We start from the raw sequence: 18032 nt of genomic DNA on the forward strand, positions 1-18032 counted from the left end.
CTAGCTGGCCAGAGCCTTGGCCACGCGCGGCAGCCGGGCCTTTTTCAGCAGCGGACGCAGCTCCCATCCGCCACCGGAGAGCCGGTTGGCCTCCGCAAGAACGGACGCCGCGACCGCCGACAGACCGTCGGGATCTTTCAGCCACAACTCATAAAGCAGCTGGTCCGGCCCAATCCGCTCCAGCCCTTCCTCCGCCAGCGTGTGGCGGGGGAAATCTTTGTTGTTGACGGTCACCACCGCATCCGCATGGCCGACGATCGCCGACGCCAGCACGTGGATATCAGCGCTGTCAGGCAGCCAGAGGCGCGCCTCCACCGCGGGTGTGGGAGGGATGGCTGCCCTTGGCCAGGCGGCGGAGATCAGCGCAATTTCAGCCCGCGCCTGCGGTTCACCCGTGGGGCCGATCTTGCGCGCCGCCCGCGCCCATTCTTCCAGGATGCGCGGCGACCACAGTGGCGTGAAATGGCCGATCCGGGCCGCGCCCAGCAGCATCTCCCGCATCACCGTCGGATAGAGCACGCAGGCATCCAAAAGCAGTTTCATCGCCAGAACACCCGCGCCAGATCAGTCAAGCCGGAAGAAAACGGCTTTCAGATAGCCACTTTCAGCCAGCTGAGGCAGCTGCGGATGATCCGCGCCAGCGTAGCCGGTGTGCAGCAGCTGGCTGCGACGACCGCCCCGCCCGATCCCGCGCGCCGAGGCATTGCGGAAGCGGCTGAGATCTGCCGCATGGGAACAGGAACACAGGCCCAGATAGCCCCCCGGTGCCACCAGAGGCGCCGCCAGTTTCGCAATCCGCTCATAGGCACGCAGACCGGCTTCAAGTGCTTGTTTTGAGGGGGCAAAGGCGGGGGGATCACAAATCACCACGTCAAACTGCGCGCCCTCCTCAGCCAGCTGTGTCAGCACCTCAAAAGCATCGCCTTGCCGCGCCGTGAACCGGGCCGCGAAACCGCTGGCCGCAGCGCCCTGCTCTGCCAGCTCCAGCGCCGGGGCAGAGCCATCGACGCAGGTAGCCTCGGCGGCACCAGCGGCCAGCATCGCCAGACCAAAGCCGCCGACATGGGAAAACACGTCAAGCACCTTGGCGCCGGGTTTGACCAGTTTCGCAGCAAAGGCGTGGTTGTCGCGCTGGTCGTAGAACAACCCGGTTTTCTGCCCGCCGGTCAGATCCGCCATATAGGTGGCGCCGTTCATCGTAACCTCAACTGCGGCCTCGGGGGCGGCGCCGCGCAGGGCGGTGCTGATGTCATCCAGCCCTTCCAGGCTGCGCGCCCGGCCAGAGGCGTTTTTCAGAACGGTTGTGACCCCGGTGACGGCCACCAGCGCCTCGGTCAGCGCGTCCAGATGCGCCTCCGCCCAGGCCGCATTGGGCTGCACCACGCAGGTATCGCCGAAGCGGTCGATCACCACACCGGGCAACCCGTCGGATTCGGCGTGGACCAGCCGGTAGAATGGCGCGTCATACAGCTGCTCGCGCAGCTCCAGCGCGCGGCGCAACCGGGCTTCGAACCAAGCCACACTCAGCTCAGCGGCGGGATCGCTGTCCAGCATCCGCGCGATGATTTTGCTCTCGGGGTTGACCGCGACAAGACCCATCTGCGTCGTGCCGTCATCTTCCAGCACCGCCAGCGTGCCGGGGGCCAGTTTGCGGGTGCGCCGGTCGGTGACCAGCTCGTTGGCATAAACCCAAGGGAAGCCGTGGCGCAGAGCGCGGGCATTGGCTTTGGGTTTCAGTTTTACGCGGGCGCGCTCGGGCGCGGAGGGAGAAGCTGTCATAGGCCCCTCTTACTCCCAACCTCTGCCCGTTGAAAGAGCCTGTTGAATCAGGCGCAGATCGTCTGCGTCACGCGGCCTTGCGGCGCGCGCTGCGGCCGACCCTGCGCGGCGCCCGTCCGGTTACCGCGCGCGCGACCGCCAGCCGCCGCGCCTGCGGGGTTTGGCAGCGCTCTCCAGCCCCTCGCGCAGCACAGCAGTCATCGGATGATCCGGGTGATCTGCAGCCACCTGCTCAAGCAGGGTCGACATGGCCTGACGGCTATCAACCCCGTCGGGCAGGCTCAGCGCCCAGTCCAGAAAAATGCTGCGGCATTCCCCACTCTGAATGCCATCGATGCAAAAACTCTCCCGGATCAGCCCCTTGGGATCGAGCTGGGCAAGCGGTAGTTGTGGTGTCGCCTCAGTCGTCATGGCCGGTGGCCCCTTCTCTCTCCAATGCGGCGGCGATGATGTCACCGCAGCGCGCGTAGCGCGCCGTCAAATCCGCTTCCAATGCCGCAAGATCCGCATAGCCCGTGCTGCGGCAGAGGAACAATGCGCCGCCCTCTCCCAGGGTCTGCGCATCAATGGCCTTGCCCGAAACCAATCGCGCTGCGGTCTGCACGGCCCAGAATAGATCATAGCCGCGCTGCAATTCAGCTGCATCTGCGGCATCCAGCCAGCCACAGGCGACAGCGCCCTCCAGACCCGCGGCTACATCCTGTCCGGTTGCCGCGCTGAGCAAGACCCCTGCCTGAGCGATCAACTCGATGTCCATCATCCGCCCGGCGCCGGTCTTGGCGTCCCAGGGGCCGCTTGGTGCCTTAGCGGCGGCGAGCCGCGCCCGCATGCTGGCGACATCAGGAAGAACCGTTTCGCGGCGACGCGGGGCGGCCAGAAATGACCGACGAAACGCGCCGATATCCTCTGCCAGACCGTCAGCGGACGGCGACGGCGCCGCAGCCACCACGCGTGCGCGGGTCAGGGCCAGATGCTCCCAGACCCAAGCATCATTGCGTTGGTACTGGCAGAAGCTTTCCAGACTGGTCGCCACCGGCCCCTGCGTGCCCGAGGGGCGCAGCCGCATGTCCACCTCATAAAGCTGGCCCTGCGACATGCGGGCCGTCAGGGCGGTGATCAGCGCCTGCGTCAGCCGCGCATAATAGGGCCGTGTGGCCAGCGGTCGTGGCCCGTCTGAGGCCTCTTCATCACCGGGATCATAGATCACGATAACATCCAGATCCGACAGCGCATTGATCCGCCCCGCACCCAGCGATCCCATTCCCAGAACCGCCGCACCGCGCCCCGGCGGGGGGCCGTGTTTCTGGGCAAACTGCTGCACCACCACCGGTGCCAGCCCAGCGATCACAACCTCTGCCAATTCGGCGTATTGCGCACCGGCTGTTGCGGCATCAATCAACCCGCGCAGGTGATGCACACCGATGCGGAAATGCCATTCCTTGCACCAGCGCCGGGTCGCGTCCAGCTGCGTCTCATAATCTTCTTCCTGTGCGAGCACCGCCGCCAGCAACTGCGACAGCTCCCCACCCCCGGGCCAGTCGTCAAAGAAAGATCCACCGATCACGGCATCAAATACGCTGGAGTTGCGCGACAGATAGCTCGCCAGCGTGCCCGAGGTGCCGACAATATCAATCAGCAGATCAATCAGCTGCGGATTGGCCTCAAACAGCGAAAACAGCTGCACCCCTGCGGGCAGGCCTGCCAGAAACCCGTCCAGCGCCACCAGCGCCTCCGCCGGTTGGGCGGTGCGCGACAACCGCGCCAGCAGTTCTGGCTTCAGCCGTTCAAAGATCTGCGCCCCCCGCGCTGAGCGCAGCGCCGGATAGGTGGGCCAGCGGGCAAGGATATCCCCATCCAGCGCGTCCGGCAGGATGTCAGGCGCGGCCTCCGGCGGTGCATCCGGCGCAAAGAACCCCTCCGTCAACTCATGCACCTCCTGCAACCGCGCCTTGGTCTCCGCCAGCAGCGCAGCTGGGTCACGGTCCATCAGGCAGGCAATTCGGGCGATGCCATCCTCGGACTGTGGCATCCGATGGGTCTGGGCGTCATGCACCATCTGGATCCGGTGCTCCACCTCGCGATGGGCGATATAATGCGCGCCGAGCTGGTCGCAGACATCCTGTGGCACCCAGTCCTTGGCCGCCAACGCGCACAACCCATCCAGCGTGCCGCGCGGGCGCAGGCTTTCGTCACGCCCCCCCGCGATCAGCTGCCGGGTCTGGGTGAAAAACTCAATCTCGCGAATACCGCCCCGCCCCAGCTTCATATCATGGCCGGGCACTGTCAGCGGGCCGCCGGTGCCTTTGTTCTCACGGATCCGCAGGCGCATATCATGGGCGTCCTGAATGGCCGCAAAATCGAGATGCCGCCGCCAGACGAAGGGGCGCAGCGTCTGCAAGAAATCCGCACCCGCTTGCAGATCACCGGCGCAGGGGCGCGCCTTGATATAGGCGGCCCGTTCCCAGGTGCGGCCTAGGCTTTCATAGTAGCGCTCTGCCGCCTCCATCGCCATGGCGACCGGCGTCACCGATGGGTCGGGCCGCAGCCGCAAATCGGTGCGGAAGACATAGCCATCAGCGGTACGCTCACTCAGTACTGTGCACATATTACGCGTGGCCCGAACCATGCCCTGACGTGCCTCATAGAAATCATCAGGATCAAACCGCGTTTCATCGAAGAGACAGATCATGTCGATGTCCGAGCTGTAGTTCAGCTCATAGGCGCCCATCTTTCCCATCGCCAAGAGAGTCAGCCCGCCGGCGGTTTCGACGTCCGCTTCGGTCAGCCCCGGCAATTTCTTCCGGCGGATCAGCGCAGCGACTTCGGCCTTGATGGCGACATCCGCGCAAAGCTCTGCAAACTGCGTCAACGCCGTGGTCACCTGCATAAGGTCCCAGGCCCCGGCAAGATCACATAGACCGCTCAACAGCGCCAGTTGACGCTTGGCCCGCCGCAGCCCCGGTTTCAGCTGATCCGGCGCCAAGGCCCGGACATCTGCGAAGATCCCGGCAAGAGCAGCCTGCGGATCCGCCAGTGCGGGCGCCAGCCAATCCGCCTCGCGGCTGATCAGTTCTTTCAGATAGGGGCTGGATCCGGCCGCACCGGCCACCAGACGGGCCTGATCGCCCTGAAGTGCGGGCACAAGTGCCAGCGCATCCTGTCCCAGATCTGCATCGAATGCCCTCGGAAGGCGCTGAATTTCAATCGACTGTCCCATGTGGTGACACTGCGATCAGATGCAGTCGCCGTCAATCGACGAAACCACACCAACACGCTGCCATATCGCACAAGATGACGTGGGTAAGGGGTGCCGGAATGGCCCTCTGATTAACAACAAGCTAATTCTGACTTCGCGGCTGCGCTCATGTTTCGGGGGCCTGTCAGACAGTTTTGTAGTGACGAATGATACGGTGATCAGCGACACGTGGACGCCCAGAACCAGACGGCGCCGGCCTGTAGCACCTGTTAGGTATATTTCACGTCGTCTGACGGGAAAACGCTGCCGTGTGCCCTCTCCCCTACACTTTTCGCCACACACTCGTTTGACCAAAGCAGAAGTGGGTTCCCTGCACGCAGTGATCCGTGGCCAGACCGCAGAAGGATCGACGCGCTCTGAACCGTCAACTCCGGTGCCCAGCGCCTATGCCAGGCTCAAGACTCTTAGCCAGTAAATGACGCGAGCCGTGAGAGTGATCGCGCAGAGAGAGACCTTTGGGTATAGGTCGCATCGGGTGGTTACGTGCCGCCAATCCTTCAGCCGACCCGACACTATCGCAACCCGGTAATACGTTTTGTTTCGACGCATGTCCCAGTTTACGGTCGTCTTGCGTTGCTTCCGATCAGGGATGCACGCGCATATCCTCTTTTTCTCTTACGCTTCTCTGACCCAATCGGCATATTAGCCTCTGTCGCCAAGCACCCAATCGGCGTTCGGCAAACTAACTCACAATGCCCGCGCGCCGATATGCTCACTGACGTGCCCGCCGTCACAACGAGATTTATCGGCCAGCGTGTCGAGAGAAGCGGTGTTAAAACGCCCTAGACGATCCTCAACTTGGGCACTCGGTTAGCTTTTACTGGCTATGGTCTCGGACCGACTCTCGGCCTGCATCCTTACGGTTCTAATTCTTCTGGATTGTATGGCGCTTCTGCCCTGGTGCCTTTGATCGCAAAGTCTCGGAAACCGTCTTGACAACACGCGCACATAGGTTAGTTAGTGTGACTGACCGTACAGGGCGTATTTTATGAAACTGGCAAGACTGATTGAACTGGCCCACAGACAAGGCCACAGACAGTGGGCAAAAGCTGGCGGGCACTTGGGGATGACCCACAGCGAGTATGAGTATCTTCGCGCTATACAAGATCAGGAAGCCAGGAAGACTGACAAGGACAATCACGGACAACATCTTCAAGATGTTGTCGATGAGATGGGTGTTAGAAAAGCCTCCGCCAGCGCAATGGTCTTGAAGCTTGAAGAACGCGGGTTGGTCGTGCGGTTCCCGTGTCAGTACGACGCCCGCGCCCAACACATTATGTTGACCGAACAGGGACAGACGCTGTTGTCGTCTGGGGAAGAAATCTACGAGGCCGCAGCGCAGGCATTGCTTGCAGGACTGTCCGAGTATGACATCGAAGCCCTCGAAATCGCAATTGATCAGCTAGGGAAATCGGGATGACACCCATTTAACCAATAACGTAAGTCAGCCTTACTAATTGACATAACGGAGACACGACATGACGTTCGAACTTGCACTCATGGCAACGGCTATTCACATTCTGATCTGGGAAAAGCTTCCGGAATGGGGAACATGGTTTAACACTTTGATAGCCGCATTACCGCGCCCATTGAGTTCTTTATACGAGCAATGGCACTGCCCCTATTGTGCCGGCTTCTGGATCGCGCTGGTGCTGCACGGTTTGACTGGGTTTTGGACCATCCCCGACCTCGCCGCGCTGCCAGGGTATCTGAGTGTCACTGCAATCCCGATCGGCTGGATCCTCGATGCACTTGCAACTGCAACCATGGTATATGCTGCGATCATCGGCCTGAAGGCGATTGGCCTGCCCGCGATGAAAGCACATATGATGAAAGAAGATTTCATGAAATTCGCCTTCAAAGGAGAGGATATTCAAGCGAACACTGGCGCAACCTCAGCGAATTAGTTTTTGCACCGCGCTGCTGCCAGTCGACCAAACACCCATCCTGCGCTTGCGGCGAACATCAACTCCTGCGGGCGACATCGTAGCAAGAATCTGCAACAGGTCTCGTCTATTTGCAGAGTTGGCAAAGGTCGCTGCCTGCACCGATGTACGCTCGGTTGGCCGGCACGACCTTCTTGTGATCTGCTATGTGGTCAGTGGCTGGGATTTGAGCTTCTTTGCGGCCTGCGCATGCAGCACGTATGTCTCCGCGACTGCATCATCTCCAGCGCCGCCGCGTCAGGAGAAGCCAGGATGCGGCGTCATTCGCTTCACCGCCTGCCGGCAACAATCCGGTCAAGGATAAGGGCGCAGAACAGGATCGCCAGACCTGCCAGGATGCCCTGCCCCGCCGCCGAATACTGCAGCGCTTCCAGCACGTCCTCGCCCAGCCCCTTGGCGCCGATCAGCGACGCCACGACCACCATTGCCAATGACAGAAGAATGGTCTGGTTAACGCCGACCATGATTGTTCTGCGTGCCGACGGCGAGCCATCCCACGATACCGACGAGAACCAGGTAAAGGTTCCAAGGAGTCCAGCCAAACCCCGTCGCGGTATATCCCATGAACTGACCGGCCGATGCGCCCCACTTGTCCCCAAAGACAAGGCGCTCACGCGGCAAAACAAGGGCCAAGGCATCAGACCGCACGGGTCAACCCTCCGTCGATACGCAAGTTTTGACCTGTCATGTAGCTACCGTCTTCCGAGGCCAGCCAGGAAATAAGAGAAGACACCTCTGACGCGAAACCGTAGCGTCCCATGGGAATACGCGCTTTACGGTCTTCGGTTTCGGGCAGGCTGTCTATGAAACCCGGAAGAACGTTGTTTATGCGAATATTCTCTGACGCATAATTGTCCGAATAGAGTTTTGTGAAAGCGGCAAGCCCGGCGCGAAAGACGCCCGACGTGGGAAAAAGAGGGTCGGGTTCGAATGCCGCGAAGGTTGAGATGTTGATGATTGCCCCACCGCCCTGCGCCTGCATCAAGGGGGTGACAAGCCGTGCCGGACGGATGACGTTCATGAGGTAGACTTCCATCCCTTGATGCCAGTCGTCGTCGCTGATTTCTAGAACTGGTCCTTTGGGCCCGTGGCCAGCAGAGTTCACCAAGACATCTATACGGCCCCATCGCTCCTGCGCCCCCTCTACCAAAGCGTTCAGCGCTTGTGCATCAAGATTGGAGCCGGTCACACCAAACCCGCCGAGTTCGTCGCCAAGCGCCTCACCCTTGCCAGACGAAGACAAGATGCCAACTTTGAACCCATCTTCTGCCAGTTTGCGCGCTGCATCCGCACCCATGCCGCTGCCGCCTGCTGTGATTAGTGCTACTTTTTCTACTGTCATTTTGAGCATCTCCTACTGTTTGATTCATAAATGACGCTTTCCGTGAGAAATTTCGATTCAGAATTGATGTTGAAGAGCAGTAGAAATACTACTGTAGAATGACCGACCTTCCCCCACTCAACAGTCTGCGTGCATTCGATGCAGCAGGCCGCCGCCTCAGTTTCCGCTCTGCCGCAGATGAATTGGGCGTTACGCAGGGGGCCGTTGCGCAACAGGTGCGCCAACTCGAAGCGCATCTAGGTGTGGTGTTGTTTGAACGGGTGCCGAAGGGTCTAGCGTTCACATCGGTCGGACGCAGCTTTCACAACCGAATTGCCGGAGTGTTCTCAGACCTTCGAGCCGCAACTGCCGAATTGAAACCAGAGCCAAACAAAGTTCTCATCAGCGTCACACCGACTTTTGCTGCAAAATGGCTGATCCCCAATCTACCGGATTTTACCGCAGCACATCCGGATATAGATTTGCGGATCATGGCGACCGAAAGAATTTCCAGCTTCCACAGCGACGGAATAGACCTTGCAGTGCGCCAGGGATCGCCGCCGTTTGGCGCGTCATTGAACGTAACGCTTTTGTTCAGACAATCACTGATCGCAGTTGCCGCGCCAACGTTTGGGGACAAGGGTGATACTCCTCTTGATCCAGCATCCCTTGCCAAACAGCCGAAGATCCATGACGCCCATGACCAATGGCCAAACTACCTTGCGCATTTGGGCAATCAGGACCAGTCGCCTCGCCACCTACGCCTGAGCCAAACGTCTCTTGCGGTCGATGCGGCCATTGCCGGGCAAGGAGTGGCCTTGGTAAGCCGTTTCCTGGTGGCTCAAGACCTCAAGGTTGGACGTCTGGTGGAGGTTGGCCCGGCCTGGGAGGCAGGCGGAAATGACTTCTATGTTCTCATGCCACGAACCGCTAAGAACAATGAGACGGTGGTCACTGTCATGACATGGCTGACGGAGCGCTCGGCGGACGTTTCCTGCCTGTCTTAAACCAAGAGCGGTCATTCAGATAAGTCTAAGATTTTTTGATGCAGGCGAGTGCGTTAGGTATGAGCTTGGCGGTTTGGCCCGCGTTGACAAAATCTGACAAGGTGGAAGCCGCGGGAAGCAAGCGCCAAGGTGTTGCGCTTGCGACAACGTCCGCATTGCCTTAGCTTTGAAAATATTGAGAGCGTATTTTCGCGAAGTTGCGGCCAACATGCGATCTTTGGTCTTTCTCCGGCACGGTCAAACCGATTGGAACAAGCAATGCCTCTGCATTGGTCAGGTTGATGTTCCCTTGAATGAAACCGGGCGACATCAGGCTAAGGCTGCGGCAAAGTCCGCGATGTTAAACCATGTGTCTGGCATCGTGTGCAGCCTGCTGGCACAGGCGAAGGAGACCAGCGAAATTGTGTCCAGACTGACTGGGCTGCCCCTTACGCTTGTTAATGAGCTAAAGGAGTGTCGTTTGGGTGTTTTCGAAGGACCAGCGGAGGAAAGCCTCTAAATATTTGATCCTTGGCTGGCAGGGGAGACACCGGATGTCACGGCACCCACTGTTAGGAGACACTTAATATTGCAGTAACCGGAAGAGGCCGGAGGAAGCCGGATCAAGCCGGATGAGGCATAAAAAATTAGGCTTTCTAGACGCTACGAAGAGGGCCTACCAAGTTGGCGATTGTCTTTCACAACCTGAAAGATGCGCTGAAAACCGTCGGATATCAAAAACCAAGACAATTCGAGTTGCAAATTATTCGGGTCCATCTGCCCCAGTATTGCCTGGGTTAAGTCCATATGGCTGGCTTCACAAAGTGTGACCAGCGACCCAGCGCAGACCTCCGTTCCTGCTGAAGCTAAGGTCGCTGTGAGCCCATTGCGACAAATGCTGCGTGATAGACTAAGGTCGGTTTCGGCAGTTAGGCATGCCAAACTAGCAGACCAGGGCTTATGCTACAGCCATTCAACATGTAGTATCTGGATGAGATACAGTTACTAGCAATTTGGAACACAAGAAGTGTTAAGCACTGAAGAACGCGAAGCCCATCAGTTAGCTAAGGAATTGGTTCTTCAAGCAGCTCGTGAGCATTGGAAATATGTTTGCCTGAGCCCGTTTTATAATGGCGAGACTGATCTCCGGAAGGGTTTCGAAGTACTCGGGCATCTATCAACACTGCCAGATGAAGTACGGCAACTAAAGGCGGGCACTTTCATTGAGTTGAGGGGAACGCAAATCGAAGACCTGAGACCGTTGGCCCATATAGACGGTTTAGGAAAGATCAATTTTGACGGTATTCCGGCAGCTTACGACAATGCAGAGCTCAAAGCTATTGCCGGAATCTCTGATGCTGAAGAACGAACCAGGCGACTTGCAGACTGGCTTGGCACTAACACGATTGAAGACCCACCAGAAGTGATGGAGGGTGGACCTGAATTCATAGTCGATGACCAAGGCCCAGTTAAGCTTGTTGATCCCCCGTTGACTGATAGCGACGACGAAGATCAGGATGAGTTACACGACGAATGTCGGCGAAAAGCAGCAGAATTGTTGAAGATTGTTGAATTGGCAGCGAATGTAGCACCCGATCTGCCAACTACGGTTCAACAATATGCTGATCTAATCGGCAAAGATCCTTCGGGAATCGGAGCACGTAGAATTTGGTCAGTGGCAAACAGCCTAGAGGCAGCGCTTGAAGTTCATCATCTCGCGATGGAAACTGACAGGCCCGCAGAAGAATTACCTGTTACGGTCGCGGCAAAGCTCACAGACCTTGCGGAGACTCATCGCGTCTGGTTCCTAGGCCATCCCGGTGCACGCGAAGTACAAGATCGTGCAACCAGGCATACAAAGCGCTCAAATAGCCAAGAACGTCGGATGGCCGCAATTTCCGTAGTTGAAGCCGCTGAGGCGTCCAGCGCTGTTTCTGTAGATGCCACTGCTCCAGCGAGAGAGAACATTCGTACATCCGATCTGCAAACTCCAGCTGGCGTAGCCGCATTAGGAGAACTCGAGGAGTGGACATGGAATTTTGTCGCGAGCGTCGTTAGGAAAGCTTGGAGAATTGCCAAAGATCCACCAGGCGGTTTCGTGAGCCAGACTCTTGCTGGACACTACTTGATACTGTTTCTCATCAGCCACGAAGAAGTCATTCGGCAGTACGCACATACTGTCATGTCACAAGGACCGCTTTGGTGGGACGCTCTTGGCAGCGCTCTTCGCCGCGCTACCCTAACGCCGGGTGGAGATCGCCGCAACAATTAGCCTGACATTTGCAGCACTATGAACCTGATCATCATGCGATGGCATTTCCACGCCAGGCCGTAAGCCGCAATTGGCGCTTTGTCCGCATCTTCCAAGTTCAGCTATTCGCCCCAAAGGTCTGCTTCGCACCAGCAGATTGAGAAGCCGTGTCCTTGATGCGCTGGCTGATGCCTTGCAGATGGCTCACACAATAAGGCCACTTATGTTGAGTTTCTAACCGCAGTGTAACCCACCGAACTTGGAACTAGCGCACCATCGGAACGGTCAGTTCCTAGAACGGGATTAGCTACTTAAAATCAAATAGATGATCAAACACGACTATCTTATCCTCAGCCCTTAACTTGGAACTGATTCTGACCGACTAGCACACTTCGCCGAAATTCTTCGCAAGCGCAGTTTTGTGGTCCCAACGTCAGTACTGCGCAGTTAGCGACCTTTGCAAAGTCTCAGTATCTGCCACCTGAGCAACGGTCCCATGCTGCACGAGCGATGGAGAGAGCAGACCTTCGCTGCAGATGCAGCCACCAACCACTGTCGAACGGAAGGGAAGCGGACGATCCAGGCTTTCGCTGCGCTAAGCACGAAGGTCCGTTCCAACCAAGCACCCTTGAAAAAACGCCGACTCGACGACGGAAGGGGTTGCACATCCTTTCGTTTCACACCAAATGTAAATGTGTTTACATTTAATCGAGTTTTCCCATGACCATTACTCACAGCATTTCCATCTCCACTCCCCAGTCAGCGGTGTTCGCCCTTTACGAGAACGTGGCCTCGTGGCCTGCGTGGGATTGCGAGACCGAGGCGGTCTTCCTGCCAGACGGTCTGCACAGGGGATCGACGGGTTGGCTGAAGCCACGGAAGGGACCGAAGGCGCGTGTGCGCGTCGCCGAGGTCCTGCCGGGGCGCTCCTTCACGATGGAGGGTCAATTGCCGTTGTGCCGGATGCATTTCGGCCATGATTTAAGGGGGGATGGCCAAGGGACCACCGCGACGCACTGGGTGCGCTTCTCCGGCCCCTTGGGCTTTCTGTTCCGCCGGCTCATCGGCAGAGAGATCGACGCCACCCTTCCGGCAACTCTGCTCGGCCTGAAGCATGCGTGCGAGAACAGGGCAGAAAGCGAGTGACCGGGCAAGACCAGAAGTGGGAGCCGTCTTCCTTCGCGGGCCCGCAGGTCAGTCCAGGATTCACCCTCTGGCAGGAGTTCATGCTGTGGCAGCGGGGCTTGAACGGACGGCTAAAGCCATTTGAATTGACGCAACCGCAGTTCGCCATTTTAGCGGTCTGTGGCTGGATGACACGCAACGGACAGAACGTGACGCAACGCGACGTCGTCGATTTCCTCGGCATGGACCGGATGCATGTCTCGCAGATTGCCACGCGGCTGGAGCGAGACGGGCTGATCGAGCGTTCCGCGTCAAAGGCCGATCAGCGTTCCAAGCGCGTCACACTCACACCCTTGGGACGTGAGCGCCTGGCCAGGGCGGTACCGGTTGTCGAAGCCTATGACAGGGAGTTCTTCGCGGCTAGGAAGGCGAGATAACCAGCCCCTTTTGAAACGACCGAGTAAAACGGATCGGCTGGTGCGCTAGCCTCTGTATCGGCTTTCAGACCTCACCAACGACGGGGTCTTGGCCCTTATAGAACCCGATGCTGCCTCTGCAGCGTGACCCGCGGAAGCCGACCTTCGTGCGTTCCGCAGCATCCCTCACTTAGGGCTCTCTGCCGCCATGCGGCGGCACAGCACCGAGAATCCTGCACCAGCCTGCCCCAAGCAAGTTGTGATCGGCTCAAGCCAGCCCGATATGGACATTCATTCTGCATCTGCAACGGATGAAACTGCCTGCAGATCGGGGCGGAAGCCGGTCATTCGCTGCATTTGCGAGCGAAGCAGACCGTATAGCCGTAAGCCGCCATTCAGATTGCCGTACGATGACATTAATCATGTACGGTTTGGTGATGTACACCATCCAACTCCTCAAGCCGGGCATGTTTTGTCACTCCCGCAAGAGAAGGTCGCTCCTAGTGTGGCAGATACGGATCAACTTGGTCACTAGAAGACCGGTATGGCGCGATCTCGACACTCACTCCGTCCGGCATCCATTCTTCTATTTTTGCTTTAAGGCTATCGCGCTGGCGCTGGTCCTGTGCAAACCTACCGAATGCTGCAACACAGCTATATTATCCGTTGTTCCAGCTCGGCAGTATCGGCAACGTCGACATGCCAAAAGGCGCGCGCTTCAACTGGGAGCTTGGCCAAAACGCGTTCGAAGTCTTTTCCGTTGGTGCAGCGCCGAACCGCCCATGCCGTTGCCTCAATCGCGTTGTCTGGCGTCAAGTTGTGGTTCACACGCACATTTTTGACCTCAGAAATGAGTGTCTCACGGTCATCAAATGCCGCGCGAGGCTGCGTAACATCCCATTTTTGAACAAAAATCGCGCGAAGCACGCTCGGCAAAACACTTGCGAATTCCAAACCCTCTCGAGCGTTCAAGCGACGCCTGAACACCTGAAACACCGCATCAACCGCCGTGTACGCCATGTTGTCTGACTCAAGGGACATGCGCTCTTTCACGTCATCAAGGAAAGCGCGCCACTCCTTGGAGGCGTGCCGATATGTCCACGGCATTGGCATGTGTAGCTGGTTCCTTCCTCAGCATTGTCGCTGATAATCTTATCGAAGTTCACAAGGGTTGTCGAAAACACCAGCGGCAGCCATGGGCCGCCTTGAGCGAAGGAGTGCAGGCCTTCTCCGTCTGGATTCGGAGCCGGAAATGACAACTATCTCTTGAGCGCAGCTTTAGCATTTATTATATGCTGTATAAATTTATTGCAGGAGACCCGGAAGATGCCCACTGGACATATCATGATGGCGATGAGCCTGGACGGTTTTGTCGCGCGGACTGACCACCGGTTGGATTGGTTGGAAAAGCAACCAACCGAGGAAGAAGATCACGGATTCGCCGCCTTTCAGGACAGTGTCGATGTGATCGTTATGGGCTCGGGCTCGTATAGGACGGTGCGAGGCTTCGGAGCGTGGCCCTACACCAAACCGGTGGTTGTTCTGAGCAGAACAATGACTGCCGCCGAAATTCCCGACCATCTGCGCGACAAAGTCGAAGTCTCAGACTTGGCGCCCGAAGATTTGATGAAGAGCTTTGACGCTCGCGGTTTCAATCGCGTCTATGTGGATGGTGGCGCGATCATTCGCTCGTTCCTGAAGGCCGGGCTGGTGGAAGATATGCGGATCACCCTTGTTCCCATCCTGATCGGTGAGGGCATCCGCATTTTTGGCGAGACCGAGGGCGATGTCGATCTGGAGCTGGTGTCGGTCAACAGCTTTCCTTCTGGTCTGGTGGATCTGGATTACAGGCTGAAAGCCGCGTGACAAAGGCGCCTTCACCCGGGCGGCCGCCGAAGGCCGACCAACGTCTTTCGAAACAGCTGATCCTGCAGACTGCCTTGCCAATTGTCCAAGACAAGGGCGTTGACGCGCTGTCGTTTCGCATGCTTGCCGATCAGCTTGGCGTCACTCCGATGGCGGTGACCTATCACGCAGGCACCAAGAAACAGCTTCTGTCCGATTTGGTGGAACATGCATTTGCGGGCGTCCTGGATGGCGTGGAGGGTGGCACTCCGGTCGAGCGGGCCCGAAGCATCATGGCGACCTACTATGGATACGCCTTGAAGAACGCCAACCTTCTCCGCGCGATCCTTGAGGATGTGACGCTGATGAGTGCCGACCTTGCAAACGTGGTGCCGAAGTTGAAAGCCTGTACAGACCAGCTAAAAAACAGCGACGGTGGCGACGTTCTTGTTCACCTGCTGATCGACTATGCGCACGGATTTGTGCTCTCTGCTTCGAGTGGAGCAAACAACCCCCTGACGATAGAAGACTATCTGCGCGGTATCGACTGGATTCTCTGTCGAGCGGCTGGTGACCGCGAGGCCATCTAGTAAAAAACACGCGCATCGGAGGCGCGAACAAAGTATAACTTTTCGACGTGAACACCGACATCGGGCTGTATCTTCGCGTCTGCTGCAAACGTCCGGTATGCGGGATGCGACCGCAGCATCTTGATAGTTGGTCAAAGGTCCGGATTGGGCCGGGTCTGTCGAGAAGGGCGGCCATAGTTTGCAGTTTTGCAGAGTCTGCTTTCTGCGCGTCGCTGACGTCTACACTGATCGCAGTATCGCCTGGATCAATTGTACAGGCTTGAAGGTCCGCTTTCATCCGGCTACATACACAGTAATAACAGTGACTTAGCCCCACAAACGCATGTTTATGTGAAAAAGATTTACATCGAACCTTGAAACCAAGTCCGGGGACTCCGATATTCCATAATGTGAAGCGCATTCACATAGGCGCCGCACCTTGCAACGTTAACCTGGAGACCCCGATGACGAGTTATACCTCAACCGCCCCGCAGCCGTCCGAACAGGGCTGGTTTTCCCGCAGCGAATCCTGGCTGGACAGCAAGGGCAAAGGCGCCTGGATCGCAGCGATGGTCCTTGGCTTCGTGTTTTTCTGGCCGGTTGGCCTGGCCCTCTTGTTTTACATGATCTGGAGCAAACGCATGTTTTCAAAATCCTGCAGCACACGTCGTAAATCCTGGGCCCGCCATGGCATGTCGGCGATGACCCCCTCTGGCAACAGCGCCTTTGACGCCTACAAGGCCGATACATTGCAGCGCCTGGAGCAGGAACAGCATGATTTTGAGGCTTTCCTGCAGCGCCTGCGCGCCGCGAAGGACAAATCCGAATTTGATGAGTTCATGCATGAGCGCGCGCTGCAGAACGATGATGAGGCTATCGAACTCGACGACGAGGATGACGACGATAGCAGCTCCCGCCGCAGCAAGCGTCACTGACCCCCCTCCCCCCAGCCTCGCCCCATCCGGGGCGGGGCACCTACCGTGGCCAAGACCGCTGCCGCTTCTTGCAGGCCGCAGATCCGTTTCCCCCCGAGATAAAACCAGAAGGAGGCTGTGATGACCGCCCTTCCCGACCCGGACTATCAGGCCGATTTCTACCAGTTTGTTGCCTCAAAGCGCCTGTTCGCCTGGCTGATCGACAGCGTCTTGATCACGCTTCTAGCCAGTGTCGCGGTGGTTTTCACCGCCTTTACCGGGCTGTTCATCTGGCCTCTGCTCTATCTGGTCATCGGCTTCATCTACCGTGCGGTCACCATCGCCGCAGGTTCCGCCACCTGGGGGATGGTCATCGCGGGAATTGAGTTGCGAGACCTCTCAGGGCGCAAGCTTGATGGTCAGGGCGCGTTGTTGCATACCGTCGGCTACTCGATCTCGATGGCCTTCCCTGTGCTGCAGGTGATCTCGATCCTGATGATGCTGATGACGGCGCGCGGTCAGGGGCTGACGGATGCGGTGCTGGGCACGGTGATGCTGAACCGGCGCAGATAATCCGCAACCAATGCCCCCAAGACGCAGCCCCGGATACGGCGCCGAACAGATCCCAAAATCTGTAAACCTTAATCGGAACTGGCCCCTTGGCGCATGGCGGCGGCGTTGCTATCATCGACATCAACCTAGTGGCCAGAGTGCCCCGTTCTGTCAGCGCAACCGCATTGCAGCGCCCGCGCGACATCGGGGCCTTTTGCGCCAAGACCAAACGGACACCCACCCGCCTGATGCGCCATACTCTGCCGATTGCCCCACAGTTCTACGTGACTGCGCCGCAGCCCTGCCCCTATCTGGCAGATCGGATGGAGCGTAAGCTGTTCACTGCGCTACAGGGCGACGGGGTTGAGCAGTTGAACAACAGCCTGTCACAACAGGGCTTTCGCCGCTCGCAGAATGTGCTTTATCGGCCCTCCTGCTCGGACTGCTCTGCCTGCCTGTCGGCCCGGATCAATGTCGCTGAGTTCAAGGCCAGCCGGGGGCAGAAGCGAACTCTGAAGCGTAATTCCGGGCTGGAGCGGCGCGCCACCTCCCCTTGGGCGACCGAAGATCAATATGCGCTGTTTCGCACCTATCTGGACAGCCGCCATGCCGATGGCGGGATGGCTGATATGGATGTCTTTGAATATGCTGCCATGATCGAAGAAACACCGATCCGAAGCCGGGTGGTGGAATACAACGATCGTGAGACCAATGCCCTCACCGCTGTATCGCTCACCGATGTTCTCGAAGATGGCCTAAGCATGGTCTATTCCTTCTACCAGCCCGATCTGCCACAGAAGTCGCTCGGCACCTTCATGATCCTTGATCATATCGAAATCGCGCGTGAAGCCGGTCTACCTTATGTCTACCTCGGCTATTGGGTCCCGGGCAGCGCCAAGATGGGCTACAAGGCGAAATTCACCGGACTTGAGGTCTATCACCGCGGGGCCTGGCAGCCGATGACTGATCCCGACGCTTTCGATGACACGGCACACCCTCTGTCGACCGATCCCATCGCAGAACAGGTCGCCAACATTCATTTGCCGGACTCCCGCAGCCCCAACAGGTAATA

Annotated in this window: 19 protein-coding genes and 2 pseudogenes; 12 read left to right on the forward strand and 9 right to left on the reverse strand. The window is 58.1% G+C overall.

Annotation, left to right across the window (positions count from 1 at the left end):
• The 5 genes and pseudogenes from phaeop14_RS09005 to phaeop14_RS19865 form a co-directional block, all read right to left on the reverse strand.
• Positions 1-543: an RSP_2648 family PIN domain-containing protein gene (locus tag phaeop14_RS09005; RefSeq protein WP_096789331.1), complete on the reverse strand. Its 543-nt coding sequence runs from the start codon at positions 541-543 to the stop codon at positions 1-3.
• A 21-nt stretch (positions 544-564) separates the two neighbouring features.
• A complete protein-coding gene (locus phaeop14_RS09010; protein ID WP_096789332.1) occupies positions 565-1779 on the reverse strand; it encodes an RSP_2647 family RNA methyltransferase in 1215 nt (404 codons plus the stop codon).
• A gap of 120 nt (positions 1780-1899) precedes the next feature.
• On the reverse strand, positions 1900-2190 hold the full coding sequence (locus tag phaeop14_RS09015; RefSeq protein ID WP_096789333.1) for a hypothetical protein: 291 nt from the start codon (positions 2188-2190) through the stop codon (positions 1900-1902).
• On the reverse strand, positions 2180-4996 hold the full coding sequence (locus tag phaeop14_RS09020) for a [protein-PII] uridylyltransferase family protein (RefSeq protein ID WP_096789334.1): 2817 nt from the start codon (positions 4994-4996) through the stop codon (positions 2180-2182). The genes phaeop14_RS09015 and phaeop14_RS09020 overlap by 11 nt, the downstream gene beginning before the upstream one ends.
• A 423-nt stretch (positions 4997-5419) precedes the next feature.
• Positions 5420-5784, reverse strand: a pseudogene (locus phaeop14_RS19865) (transposase family protein); the annotation flags it as partial.
• A 239-nt stretch (positions 5785-6023) separates the two neighbouring features.
• On the opposite strand from phaeop14_RS19865, the gene phaeop14_RS09025 reads away from it, so the two are divergent.
• Together phaeop14_RS09025 and phaeop14_RS09030 are read left to right on the forward strand one after the other, a co-directional pair.
• Positions 6024-6455: a MarR family winged helix-turn-helix transcriptional regulator gene (locus phaeop14_RS09025; RefSeq protein WP_096789335.1), complete on the forward strand. Its 432-nt coding sequence runs from the start codon at positions 6024-6026 to the stop codon at positions 6453-6455.
• A gap of 58 nt (positions 6456-6513) precedes the next feature.
• The gene (locus tag phaeop14_RS09030; protein ID WP_096789336.1) at positions 6514-6942 is read left to right on the forward strand and encodes a hypothetical protein; all 429 of its coding nucleotides are present in this window, start codon (positions 6514-6516) and stop codon (positions 6940-6942) included.
• Positions 6943-7250: 308 nt separating this feature from the next.
• Here the strand turns inward: phaeop14_RS09030 and phaeop14_RS09035 are convergent.
• The 3 genes and pseudogenes from phaeop14_RS09035 to phaeop14_RS09045 form a co-directional block, all read right to left on the reverse strand.
• A pseudogene (locus phaeop14_RS09035) lies at positions 7251-7442 on the reverse strand (glycine/betaine ABC transporter); the annotation flags it as partial.
• On the reverse strand, positions 7432-7545 hold the full coding sequence (locus tag phaeop14_RS20060) for a DUF6552 family protein (protein WP_369808867.1): 114 nt from the start codon (positions 7543-7545) through the stop codon (positions 7432-7434). The gene phaeop14_RS20060 and the pseudogene phaeop14_RS09035, both read right to left, overlap by 11 nt.
• A 73-nt stretch (positions 7546-7618) precedes the next feature.
• Entirely contained in the window at positions 7619-8323 is a 705-nt protein-coding gene (locus phaeop14_RS09045; RefSeq protein WP_040180774.1) for an SDR family oxidoreductase, read from the reverse strand.
• Between the two features lie 98 nt (positions 8324-8421).
• On the opposite strand from phaeop14_RS09045, the gene phaeop14_RS09050 reads away from it, so the two are divergent.
• The 5 genes from phaeop14_RS09050 to phaeop14_RS09070 all read left to right on the forward strand — a co-directional run bounded on the left by phaeop14_RS09050 (position 8422) and on the right by phaeop14_RS09070 (position 13101).
• Positions 8422-9309, forward strand: a complete 888-nt coding sequence (locus phaeop14_RS09050) for a LysR substrate-binding domain-containing protein (RefSeq protein ID WP_040170688.1) — start codon at positions 8422-8424, stop codon at positions 9307-9309.
• A 208-nt stretch (positions 9310-9517) separates the two neighbouring features.
• Positions 9518-9808, forward strand: a complete 291-nt coding sequence (locus phaeop14_RS20065; protein WP_096789337.1) for a histidine phosphatase family protein — start codon at positions 9518-9520, stop codon at positions 9806-9808.
• Positions 9809-10315: 507 nt separating this feature from the next.
• Positions 10316-11560, forward strand: a complete 1245-nt coding sequence (locus phaeop14_RS09060; protein WP_096789338.1) for a hypothetical protein — start codon at positions 10316-10318, stop codon at positions 11558-11560.
• Between the two features lie 699 nt (positions 11561-12259).
• Positions 12260-12685 (forward strand): SRPBCC family protein, encoded by a 426-nt coding sequence (locus tag phaeop14_RS09065; protein WP_040180993.1) that lies wholly within the window; start codon positions 12260-12262, stop codon positions 12683-12685.
• Positions 12682-13101, forward strand: coding sequence for a MarR family winged helix-turn-helix transcriptional regulator (locus phaeop14_RS09070; RefSeq protein ID WP_040180994.1), 420 nt, complete (start codon positions 12682-12684; stop codon positions 13099-13101). Before phaeop14_RS09065 ends, phaeop14_RS09070 begins: the two co-directional genes overlap by 4 nt.
• A gap of 633 nt (positions 13102-13734) precedes the next feature.
• On the opposite strand, the gene phaeop14_RS09075 is transcribed toward phaeop14_RS09070, so the two are convergent.
• The gene (locus phaeop14_RS09075; RefSeq protein ID WP_096789339.1) at positions 13735-14193 is read right to left on the reverse strand and encodes a DUF2267 domain-containing protein; all 459 of its coding nucleotides are present in this window, start codon (positions 14191-14193) and stop codon (positions 13735-13737) included.
• A gap of 213 nt (positions 14194-14406) precedes the next feature.
• Between phaeop14_RS09075 and phaeop14_RS09080 the strand changes: the two genes are divergently transcribed.
• The 5 genes from phaeop14_RS09080 (at position 14407) to phaeop14_RS09100 (ending at position 18030) form a co-directional block, all read left to right on the forward strand.
• Positions 14407-14946 carry a dihydrofolate reductase family protein gene (locus phaeop14_RS09080; RefSeq protein ID WP_040180998.1) on the forward strand — a complete coding sequence of 180 codons (540 nt, stop codon included), beginning with the start codon at positions 14407-14409 and terminating at the stop codon, positions 14944-14946.
• The gene (locus phaeop14_RS09085; RefSeq protein ID WP_096789340.1) at positions 14943-15515 is read left to right on the forward strand and encodes a TetR/AcrR family transcriptional regulator; all 573 of its coding nucleotides are present in this window, start codon (positions 14943-14945) and stop codon (positions 15513-15515) included. The genes phaeop14_RS09080 and phaeop14_RS09085 overlap by 4 nt, the downstream gene beginning before the upstream one ends.
• Before the next feature lie 443 nt (positions 15516-15958).
• On the forward strand, positions 15959-16429 hold the full coding sequence (locus phaeop14_RS09090) for a DUF2852 domain-containing protein (RefSeq protein ID WP_096789341.1): 471 nt from the start codon (positions 15959-15961) through the stop codon (positions 16427-16429).
• A gap of 120 nt (positions 16430-16549) precedes the next feature.
• On the forward strand, positions 16550-16981 hold the full coding sequence (locus phaeop14_RS09095; RefSeq protein WP_096789342.1) for an RDD family protein: 432 nt from the start codon (positions 16550-16552) through the stop codon (positions 16979-16981).
• Between the two features lie 227 nt (positions 16982-17208).
• Positions 17209-18030 carry an arginyltransferase gene (locus phaeop14_RS09100; RefSeq protein WP_096790270.1) on the forward strand — a complete coding sequence of 274 codons (822 nt, stop codon included), beginning with the start codon at positions 17209-17211 and terminating at the stop codon, positions 18028-18030.
• Positions 18031-18032 lie beyond the last annotated feature (2 nt).

The sequence above is a fragment of the Phaeobacter piscinae genome, from assembly GCF_002407245.1.
Classification (GTDB): domain Bacteria; phylum Pseudomonadota; class Alphaproteobacteria; order Rhodobacterales; family Rhodobacteraceae; genus Phaeobacter; species Phaeobacter piscinae.

Excerpts from the sequence above, each read along its gene's own strand:
- phaeop14_RS09005 (WP_096789331.1), bottom strand. The coding sequence starts at position 543 with ATGAAACTGCTTTTGGATGCCTGCGTGCTCTATCCGACGGTGATGCGG.
- phaeop14_RS09010 (WP_096789332.1), bottom strand. The coding sequence starts at position 1,779 with ATGACAGCTTCTCCCTCCGCGCCCGAGCGCGCCCGCGTAAAACTGAAA.
- phaeop14_RS09015 (WP_096789333.1), bottom strand. The coding sequence starts at position 2,190 with ATGACGACTGAGGCGACACCACAACTACCGCTTGCCCAGCTCGATCCC.
- phaeop14_RS09020 (WP_096789334.1), bottom strand. The coding sequence starts at position 4,996 with ATGGGACAGTCGATTGAAATTCAGCGCCTTCCGAGGGCATTCGATGCA.
- phaeop14_RS09025 (WP_096789335.1), top strand. The coding sequence starts at position 6,024 with ATGAAACTGGCAAGACTGATTGAACTGGCCCACAGACAAGGCCACAGA.
- phaeop14_RS09030 (WP_096789336.1), top strand. The coding sequence starts at position 6,514 with ATGACGTTCGAACTTGCACTCATGGCAACGGCTATTCACATTCTGATC.
- phaeop14_RS20060 (WP_369808867.1), bottom strand. The coding sequence starts at position 7,545 with ATGGGATATACCGCGACGGGGTTTGGCTGGACTCCTTGGAACCTTTAC.
- phaeop14_RS09045 (WP_040180774.1), bottom strand. The coding sequence starts at position 8,323 with ATGACAGTAGAAAAAGTAGCACTAATCACAGCAGGCGGCAGCGGCATG.
- phaeop14_RS09050 (WP_040170688.1), top strand. The coding sequence starts at position 8,422 with ATGACCGACCTTCCCCCACTCAACAGTCTGCGTGCATTCGATGCAGCA.
- phaeop14_RS20065 (WP_096789337.1), top strand. The coding sequence starts at position 9,518 with ATGCGATCTTTGGTCTTTCTCCGGCACGGTCAAACCGATTGGAACAAG.
- phaeop14_RS09065 (WP_040180993.1), top strand. The coding sequence starts at position 12,260 with ATGACCATTACTCACAGCATTTCCATCTCCACTCCCCAGTCAGCGGTG.
- phaeop14_RS09075 (WP_096789339.1), bottom strand. The coding sequence starts at position 14,193 with ATGCCAATGCCGTGGACATATCGGCACGCCTCCAAGGAGTGGCGCGCT.
- phaeop14_RS09080 (WP_040180998.1), top strand. The coding sequence starts at position 14,407 with ATGCCCACTGGACATATCATGATGGCGATGAGCCTGGACGGTTTTGTC.
- phaeop14_RS09090 (WP_096789341.1), top strand. The coding sequence starts at position 15,959 with ATGACGAGTTATACCTCAACCGCCCCGCAGCCGTCCGAACAGGGCTGG.
- phaeop14_RS09095 (WP_096789342.1), top strand. The coding sequence starts at position 16,550 with ATGACCGCCCTTCCCGACCCGGACTATCAGGCCGATTTCTACCAGTTT.
- phaeop14_RS09100 (WP_096790270.1), top strand. The coding sequence starts at position 17,209 with ATGCGCCATACTCTGCCGATTGCCCCACAGTTCTACGTGACTGCGCCG.